The following is a 1,778-nucleotide window of genomic DNA, read 5'->3' as shown; positions in this document are numbered from 1 at the left end:
AAAACTCTACGATAAGCCAGCGGATACACTCACTGAAAGTGAGAAACAACACGTGGTGTTCCTCAGTCAGTTAGCAAGTGGTTTAGCGGCCGGTATCACAGGAGATAGCACGACAAACGCGGTAGCTGGTGCGGAGACTGGGAAGCGGGCTGTGGAGAATAATTTTTATCTAAAAGAAGCTATGAATGCAGCGAATAATTACGTAGCTTATGCGGATAAAGAAGCAAAACTCAATGCAGTTATTAATCAGGTTACTCCAGAGATTATGGATAAATTGAGAAAAGAGCATAGCGTATTAATGAATATAACAGATGGTATTTATTACATTGGTTTGCAGTCAGGAGAGGTATTAAAATTCACGCACGAGGTTATGATAGAGGCAGCTCCATTTGTTTTGGCGAGTGGAACAAGTGCAGGAGTAAATATTGGGCTGAAAGCAGCGGAGTATGCACTTAGCCACCCTAAAACAACGGAAACGGTGGTGGCTGGTAGTTATGCGACATATAAAGATATTCAAAGTGGAGAGATTTCCTTTGAGAAAGGTAGCGTATCAGATGCGCTATTAAAAGTTGGATCGAATTATGGAACTGCAGGGGTGAAGTCTCATTTATCGAGCAGTCAACAGCTGGCATTTGAGACGGCATATACAGGTATTATAAAAGCCAATGAGAAAGGCTCAACTCCTGAGGGAGTTGCTGCAGAGGTTTTAGCGAAAGATGCGGGGATTGGTGTCACTGGAATTATTGATTCGAGATTAAATAAGTCAGGGTTATCTCCTTTTACTAAACAAATATTTTCTTTGATTGCAAGTGACTATGTAGAAAGTAAAGTTAAAAATGAATACGAATCGAAAACAATTAAGGATGATAAGTGAGTAAGAAAAAAGCAATAATATCTGCATTCTTATATGCATATCTTTTTTTTATTGGAATAGATATATTAATCTTAATGTATAAATATTTTAAAAGTGGGTATTTTGATATTAGTTTGAAAATTTTTTTAGATCCTATAGGGATTTCTATATTAGGAGTCGCGATTCAATATCTTTTATCTTTCTTTTCACTTAAAAAAGAAAGGTGAGATATATGAGGAAAGTCGCTAGTTTCTTTGGGAATAATAATTATATCATTGATAATTTTTTTTTTATTTTTATTTGTACTAGAGTTAATAAGTTAGGAGTTGCTGTCTTATCTATTATACCGAGATAATAAGTTCTTATTCAGAGAGTGAAGTTAAGAATAAGTTAACTCCATTATTAGAGTTAGATAAGGTGAATAAGCATGATATTCAAAAAGTTAGGTATAATATTTTTGGTATTTTACATTCTACTATTATTGTTTGAGGTTCTATTGGAGTTGATGATTTTTTATAAGAGCGGAGTATTTAAGTGGTCTAAACAAAATTTTTTATCTCCTTTATCTACAGCTATAGGAGTTACTTTTGTACAAATCATTTTACATAGAATGTATCCTAATAGAAAATGAATAAAAACACCTACCGCCTAATCTTCAGCCAATCCCAGCAACAATTTATTGTTGTCTCGGAATTGGCTAAATCCAAAAGCGCTTTGGAAAGAAGTGCGGTGGGTTTTTGTTTAGATTCGGAATAAACAAGGATAAGGGGCGTATGCAATACGCCCCTACAGCAAATATTTTTAACTCATTGAAATTTAATAGATATTTATTTTTCAGGTAGGGGCGTATTGCATACGCCCTGAAGCAATAATATCTTGTCTCGGAATTGGCTAAGTCCAAAAGCACTTTGGAAAGAAGTGCGGT

General features: G+C 35.0%; 2 protein-coding genes. Both read left to right on the top strand.

Annotated elements, in window-relative coordinates; all coding sequences use genetic code 11:
- A partial coding sequence (locus CVP05_RS11470; protein ID WP_165773157.1) for a VENN motif pre-toxin domain-containing protein occupies positions 1–874 on the top strand: 874 nt, incomplete at its 5' end.
- Between the two features lie 606 nt (positions 875–1,480).
- Entirely contained in the window at positions 1,481–1,609 is a 129-nt protein-coding gene (locus CVP05_RS12905) for an ESPR domain-containing protein (protein ID WP_100289702.1), read from the top strand.
- Positions 1,610–1,778 lie beyond the last annotated feature (169 nt).

The organism is Conservatibacter flavescens (assembly GCF_002795425.1).
Lineage (GTDB): Bacteria > Pseudomonadota > Gammaproteobacteria > Enterobacterales > Pasteurellaceae > Conservatibacter > Conservatibacter flavescens.
Note: the sequence above shows the minus strand (reverse complement) of the source record. Positions and strands in the feature narration are given on the sequence as shown.

Bases quoted from the DNA above. Each gene is read 5' to 3' on its own strand.
- CVP05_RS12905 (WP_100289702.1), top strand. From the start codon at position 1,481: ATGAATAAAAACACCTACCGCCTAATCTTCAGCCAATCCCAGCAACAA.